This is a genomic window from Pseudomonas fluorescens group sp. PF-1, assembly GCF_054481335.1.
In genome coordinates this window covers 441,216-447,500 of the sequence record NZ_JBTMNG010000001.1, presented here as the reverse complement: position 1 = coordinate 447,500, position 6,285 = coordinate 441,216, and the positions used below count along the sequence as shown (strand labels likewise).

Genomic DNA, 6,285 nt, shown 5'->3' with positions numbered 1-6,285 from the left:
ACGGCCAGCTGACCAACCTGCACAGCAAGGTCAGCGACCTCGAAACCATCACCCTCACCAAAAACAACAAGGGCTATACGTTCAATCGCATTACCGCCAAGCCGACCGTCCGCTCCGCCTACGTTCATGGCGTGATCAACAGCTCGCTGTCGCAGTCCGCTGCACGTGCCGGCCTGTCCCACAGCCTGACCATGGACATGGCCAGCGTGTTTGGTTATGACGTCGATTTCGCCCAGGACATTCGCCAGGGCGACGAATTCGATGTGATTTACGAGCAGAAAGTCGTCAATGGCAAAGCCGTCGGCAACGGTCCGATCCTGTCCGCACGCTTCACAAACCGTGGCAAAACCTACACCGCTGTGCGTTACACCAATAAACAAGGCAACAGCAGCTACTACACCGCTGAAGGCAACAGCATGCGCAAGGCATTCATCCGCACCCCAGTGGACTTTGCCCGCATCAGCTCGAAGTTTTCCATGGGCCGCAAGCACCCGATCCTGAACAAAATCCGCGCACATAAAGGTGTCGACTACGCAGCACCACGTGGCACTCCGATCAAGGCTGCCGGTGATGGCAAGGTAATGCTGGCAGGACGCCGCGGCGGCTACGGCAATACCATTATCCTCCAGCATGGCAACACCTACACCACGCTGTATGGCCACATGCAAGGCTTTGCCAAGGGCGTGAAGACCGGTGGCACCGTCAAACAGGGCCAGGTCATCGGCTACATCGGCACCACCGGACTTTCGACCGGACCGCACTTGCACTACGAGTTCCAGGTCAATGGCGTGCACGTGGATCCACTGGGCCAGAAATTGCCAATGGCTGATCCAATCGCCAAGGCCGAACGCGCCCGCTTCCTCGCACAGAGCCAGCCTCTGATGGCGCGCATGGAGCAGGAAAAGGCCACCATGCTGGCTTCGAGCAAGCGCTAAGCCATGCCGCTCTATATAGGCGTAATGTCCGGGACCAGCCTTGATGGACTGGATATTGCGCTGATCGAGCAAAACCAGGCGATCAGGCTGATCGCCACACACTACATACCCATGCCCGAAACGCTGCGCACCGAGCTACTTGGCCTGTGCGCCAGCGGCCCCGACGAGATAGCCCGCTCCGCCATCGCCCAGCAGAACTGGGTAACGCTCGCAGCGCAGGGCATTCACGGCCTCCTCGCACAAGAACAACTCAAACCTGAAGACATTCGAGCGATTGGCAGCCATGGTCAGACCATTCGCCATGAGCCGGCGCGAGGCTTTACGGTACAGATCGGTAATCCGGCGCTATTGACGGAGCTGACCCATATCACCGTGGTCAGTGATTTCCGCAGCCGCGATGTGGCCGCAGGCGGGCAAGGCGCCCCCTTGGTGCCTGCCTTCCACGAAGCCTTGTTTGAAGAGCGGGCCGGCAACCGAGCCGTGCTCAACGTCGGCGGCTTCAGCAACCTCAGCCTGATCGAGCCGGGCAAGCCTGTCGCCGGTTTCGACTGCGGCCCGGGGAATGTACTGCTGGACGCCTGGATTCATCAGCAGCGTGGCGACAACTTTGATCGCAACGGTCAATGGGCTGCCAGCGGAAAAGTCGAGCCAGTGCTGTTAAAAGCGCTGCTTAGCGACCCATTCTTCTTGACCAAGGGACCAAAGAGCACCGGCCGGGAGGTTTTCAACCTGCCATGGCTGATGCATCACCTGACGCAGTTGCCGACCTTCGCTTCCGAGGACGTGCAGGCATCACTACTTGAGTTGACTGCGCTGACCATCGTCGAATCCCTGCAAAGCGCCCAATCGAACACCCAGGAACTGCTGGTCTGTGGCGGCGGCGCGCATAACACCACGCTAATGAACCGACTGGCCAGCCTGCTGCCGGGCGCAACCGTCAGCAGCACTGCGGCTTACGGTGTCGACCCTGACTGGGTCGAAGCCATGGCCTTCGCCTGGCTGGCCCACTGCTGTCTCGAAGGCATCGCCGCCAATCGCCCGAGCGTCACCGGCGCCCGCGGCTTGCGTGTATTGGGCGCGATCTACCCCGCATAAACGCCAGACAGCAAAACGCCGCAGAGCCCAGAGGCCATGCGGCGCTTAGTGATGCAGGCGTGCTGATCAGATCGAGAACGAAGAGCCGCAGCCACAGGTTGTGGTTGCATTCGGGTTCTTGATGACGAAGCGCGAACCTTCCAGACCTTCCTGATAATCCACCTCGGCCCCGGCCAGGTACTGGAAGCTCATCGGATCGACCACCAGACTCACACCTTCGCGCTCGACGATGGTGTCGTCATCGGCCACTTCTTCATCGAAGGTGAAGCCATACTGAAAACCTGAACAACCGCCGCCCGTAACGAATACGCGCAGCTTCAAGCGATCATTCCCCTCTTCATCGACCAGGCTCTTCACCTTGTGCGCGGCACCGTGGGTAAATTGCAAAGCCGTGGGGGTGAAGGATTCGACGCTCATGCTGACTATCTCCCGGCGCTACGCCGCCATAATGCGTGATGACGCGCATTATCCGCTTCTCCTAGAAAAGCGGTCAACTATTGTTAGGGTATATCAACCAATCAAGTCGCCGACCCAGAATGAAAAAAGGCCCGTTCAACGGGCCTTTTTACTGGGCGCTACAGAGCCTTACGGCAACATGCCAGCGTGAGACAGACCAAGGCGTTCATCCAGTCCGAACAGGATGTTCATGTTCTGCACCGCCTGACCCGATGCACCTTTGACCAGGTTGTCGATCACCGACAGCACAACCACCAGATCACCGTCCTGTGGCCGATGTACCGCAATCCGGCAGACGTTGGCACCACGCACGCTGCGGGTTTCCGGGTGGCTTCCGGCGGGCATGACGTCGACAAACGGTTCGTTGGCATAACGCTTTTCGAACAGCGCCTGCAGATCCACCGAGCGATCCACGACAGTCGCGTACAGCGTGGAATGAATGCCACGGATCATCGGCGTCAGATGCGGAACAAAGGTCAGGCCGACATCCTTGCCTGCGGCACGACGCAGACCCTGGCGGATTTCCGGCAAGTGACGGTGGCCTTTGACGGCATAGGCCTTCATGCTCTCCGATGTCTCGGAGTACAACGAACCGACAGCAGCGCCACGACCGGCACCGCTGACACCGGACTTGCAGTCGGCGATCAGGCGCGATGCATCGGCAAGGCCAGCTTCAAGCAACGGCAGGAAACCCAATTGCGTAGCAGTCGGGTAGCAACCCGGCACTGCGATCAGTCGCGCCTTCTTGATCTGCTCGCGATTAACTTCCGGCAGGCCATACACCGCCTCATCCAGCAACGCTGGTGCGCCGTGCGGCTGGCCGTACCACTTGGCCCATTCATCAGCATCCTGCAGACGGAAGTCAGCCGACAGGTCGATGACCTTGGTCCCCGCCGCCAGCAACTCACCCGCCAGAGCGTGGGCAACGCCGTGTGGCGTGGCGAAGAACACCACGTCGCAGGCGCCCAGGGTCTTGATGTCCGGAACGGTGAACGCCAGGCCGTCGTAATGGCCTCGCAGGTTCGGGTACAGGTCGGCCACGGCCAGGCCGGCCTCGGATCGGGAAGTGATGACTACCACTTCAGCTTGCGGATGCTGTGCCAACAGACGCAGCAGTTCGACACCGGTGTAACCCGTGCCGCCGACGATACCGACCTTGACCATAAACCTGCCCTCAACGAACCCACTGGAAAGCCGTCGATAATAGGGGGCTGGCGCGCCTGCGACAACCGGCAAGGTGACGTATGGAGCCTCAAGCCTCTACTATCCCGACTACCGTGAATCTGGGAATAACCAAAATGCTTTATCTGTGGCTCAAAGCTTTTCACATCATCAGCGTCGTGTGCTGGTTTGCCGGCCTGTTTTACCTGCCGCGCCTGTTCGTCTATCACGCTCAAAGCGAGGACACCGTCAGCAAGGAACGCTTCAGCCTCATGGAGCGCAAGCTGTACCGCGGCATCATGGGCCCGGCAATGATCGCAACGCTGATTTTCGGCGGCTGGCTGATCAGCCTCAACCCTGGCGCCTACTTCAGCCAGGGCGGCTGGATGCACGCGAAACTGACCCTGGTGGTCCTGCTGATCGGCTACCACCACATGTGCGGCGCCCAAGTGAAGCGATTTGCCCGTGGCGAAAACACCCGTAGCCATGTCTTTTATCGCTGGTTCAATGAAGTGCCGGTTCTGATATTGCTGGCTATCGTGATTCTGGTCGTTATACGGCCGTTCTAAACTCAACAGGCACATCTCACCGGGGTACATCCCATGTCGCTGCCCGCTCTGCTCGAACAATGCTTGCGCCTACCCGTGGTGGTGGCGCCGATGTTCCTGATTTCCAATCCGCAACTGGTGCTCGCCTGCTGCCGCAACGGGCTGGTGGGCAGCTTTCCTGCGCTCAATCAGCGCGAGAGCAGCGGCTTCAAGAGCTGGCTGGAAGAGATCGAAGCCGGGCTCGCTTCGCTGGACAATCCCGCGCCGTACGCTGTGAACCTCATCGTCCACAACAGCAACCCGCGATTACAGGCCGATCTGGCGATCTGCATCGAGCACAAAGTGCCGATCGTGATCACCAGCCTTGGAGCAGTGAAAGAAGTGGTCGACGCCGTGCACAGTTACGGCGGCTTGGTGTTCCATGACGTGACGATTCGCCGCCATGCCGAAAAAGCCGCCGAGGCCGGCGTGGATGGGTTGATTGCGGTGGCCGCCGGTGCCGGTGGGCATGCCGGGACCTGGAGCCCGTTCTCGCTGATCGCCGAGATCCGACAGTTCTTCGACAAAACGTTGCTGCTGGCTGGATGCCTGAACCACGGGCACGAAATCCTCGCCGCCCAAATGCTCGGTGCGGACCTGGCCTACTTCGGCACACGCTTTATCGGCACGGCCGAAAGTCATGCGCCTGACGCCTACAAGGAGATGCTGCTGACATCCAGGGCGGCAGACATCATTCATACTCCAGCGGTGTCGGGTGTACCGGCGAGTTTCATGCGCCAGAGCCTGGAAGCCGCCGGGTTTGACATGGCAGCGCTGCAAAACAAGGGCGAAGTCAACTTCGGCGCCAAGCTCAAGCCGATCAGCGATGAAGCCAAAGCCTGGAAAACCGTGTGGTCCGCAGGCCAGGGCGTTGGGGGAATCGATGATTTACCCAGCGTTGACCAGTTGGTGGCACGGCTCGACGCGGAGTATCGCAAGGCACTGGAACATGCCGCACAACTGCCCAAACGCTGGCCTCGCTGACAGAAAAATCAGGCCATCCGGCATTTCACCCTTAAAACACTCGCGACAAGGATGCCTCGGCAATGAGCGAACACCGCTTCAAAATCGTCTTCGACGGCACGCTACTGCCGGGTGTTGATATCAATACCGCCAAACTCAATCTCGCCGCGCTATACAAAAGCGAGGTCGCCGCCGTCGAACGCTTGTTCAGCGGTCAACCCGTCACACTCAAACGTGACCTATCGCAGATTGACGCACAGACCTACCTGCAAGCCCTGAAGAACACCGGTATAGATGCCCACCTCGAGCCGGAACCCGTGATTGAACTGAATCTGTCCGATGTCCGTGATCACGCGCCCGCCGCTACAGAGCCCGACTCCCCCTACGCGCCACCGCAGGCTGACGTCGCTGAGCGGGTGCCTGAGTACGCGCCGCTCAAGCCGTTCGGCGTCGAAGGACGCATCGGACGCCTGCGGTTTCTGGCATGGTCAATGGTGCTGAGCCTGGTGACGATCGCGGTAGTCGGCGTATTTGCCCTGAGCGCCCTGGCCCTCGTCAGCACCGACTCGACCGCTGGCCTGATCGTCGGGGGTATTCTGGCGTTCATCCTGTGTGTGGCATTCCTCATCGCCACCATCCTCATCACCGTTCAGCGCCTGCATGATGTCGGCTGGTCGGGCTGGCTATGGTTGCTGAACCTTGTACCGTTCGTAGGCAGTTTCTTTCCGCTGCTGCTAGTAGTCTTACCGGGATCCGGCGTGGCCAACCGCTACGGCGCCCCTCCGCCGCCCAACAGCACGGCGGTCAAGGTACTGTCATCGTTATGGCTGGTGTTGATCGCCCTGATGATCGTCGGAGCAATGGCAGGCGGTATCTCAGCCATTCAGGACACATACGAAAACACCCTCGAAAACAGCTACCAAAGCGGCTCGGTCACCACCGACGAGATCGAAGTCGAGGTAGAACCGACACCAAATTCCACCGACGATGCAGCCGAACAAGCCCAGCCCCCTGTAGACTCTGCGCAAGAATGAACAGCGCTCCCCGCCCATGACACCTGCGTCGCGGCGCGGAGCTGTTGCGATGGA

At 59.8% G+C, this 6,285-nt stretch carries 7 protein-coding genes (1 of these 7 cut by a window edge); 5 read left to right on the top strand and 2 right to left on the bottom strand.

The features are described 5' to 3' along the window. Both ACX3YD_RS02085 and ACX3YD_RS02080 read left to right on the top strand, forming a co-directional pair. Positions 1 to 935, top strand: partial view of a peptidoglycan DD-metalloendopeptidase family protein gene (locus ACX3YD_RS02085; protein ID WP_458959188.1) — the 3' portion only. It extends 484 nt beyond the left edge of the window; 935 of the gene's 1,419 nt are visible here — the last part of the coding sequence; its start codon lies beyond the left edge, outside the window; its stop codon occupies positions 933 to 935. A gap of 3 nt (positions 936 to 938) precedes the next feature. After that, entirely contained in the window at positions 939 to 2,030 is a 1,092-nt protein-coding gene (locus tag ACX3YD_RS02080; RefSeq protein WP_458959187.1) for an anhydro-N-acetylmuramic acid kinase, read from the top strand. Between the two features lie 66 nt (positions 2,031 to 2,096). On the opposite strand, the gene erpA is transcribed toward ACX3YD_RS02080, so the two are convergent. Both erpA and argC read right to left on the bottom strand, forming a co-directional pair. Next, positions 2,097 to 2,447 (bottom strand): iron-sulfur cluster insertion protein ErpA, encoded by a 351-nt coding sequence (erpA, locus tag ACX3YD_RS02075; protein ID WP_007906865.1) that lies wholly within the window; start codon positions 2,445 to 2,447, stop codon positions 2,097 to 2,099. 168 nt (positions 2,448 to 2,615) lie between these two features. Continuing rightward, positions 2,616 to 3,650, bottom strand: coding sequence for an N-acetyl-gamma-glutamyl-phosphate reductase (gene argC, locus ACX3YD_RS02070; protein WP_103404078.1), 1,035 nt, complete (start codon positions 3,648 to 3,650; stop codon positions 2,616 to 2,618). A gap of 134 nt (positions 3,651 to 3,784) precedes the next feature. Between argC and hemJ the strand changes: the two genes are divergently transcribed. The 3 genes from hemJ to ACX3YD_RS02055 all read left to right on the top strand — a co-directional run bounded on the left by hemJ (position 3,785) and on the right by ACX3YD_RS02055 (position 6,231). Then, on the top strand, positions 3,785 to 4,216 hold the full coding sequence (gene hemJ / locus ACX3YD_RS02065) for a protoporphyrinogen oxidase HemJ (protein WP_458959186.1): 432 nt from the start codon (positions 3,785 to 3,787) through the stop codon (positions 4,214 to 4,216). Positions 4,217 to 4,249: 33 nt separating this feature from the next. Beyond that, the gene (locus tag ACX3YD_RS02060) at positions 4,250 to 5,218 is read left to right on the top strand and encodes an NAD(P)H-dependent flavin oxidoreductase (RefSeq protein ID WP_458959185.1); all 969 of its coding nucleotides are present in this window, start codon (positions 4,250 to 4,252) and stop codon (positions 5,216 to 5,218) included. A gap of 62 nt (positions 5,219 to 5,280) precedes the next feature. Then, on the top strand, positions 5,281 to 6,231 hold the full coding sequence (locus ACX3YD_RS02055) for a DUF805 domain-containing protein (protein WP_458959184.1): 951 nt from the start codon (positions 5,281 to 5,283) through the stop codon (positions 6,229 to 6,231). The last annotated feature ends 54 nt before the right edge of the window (positions 6,232 to 6,285 follow it).

Coding starts and splice junctions, on each gene's coding strand:
- ACX3YD_RS02080 (WP_458959187.1), top strand. CDS start 939: ATGCCGCTCTATATAGGCGTAATGTCCGGGACCAGCCTTGATGGACTG.
- hemJ (WP_458959186.1), top strand. CDS start 3,785: ATGCTTTATCTGTGGCTCAAAGCTTTTCACATCATCAGCGTCGTGTGC.
- argC (WP_103404078.1), bottom strand. CDS start 3,650: ATGGTCAAGGTCGGTATCGTCGGCGGCACGGGTTACACCGGTGTCGAA.
- erpA (WP_007906865.1), bottom strand. CDS start 2,447: ATGAGCGTCGAATCCTTCACCCCCACGGCTTTGCAATTTACCCACGGT.
- ACX3YD_RS02060 (WP_458959185.1), top strand. CDS start 4,250: ATGTCGCTGCCCGCTCTGCTCGAACAATGCTTGCGCCTACCCGTGGTG.
- ACX3YD_RS02055 (WP_458959184.1), top strand. CDS start 5,281: ATGAGCGAACACCGCTTCAAAATCGTCTTCGACGGCACGCTACTGCCG.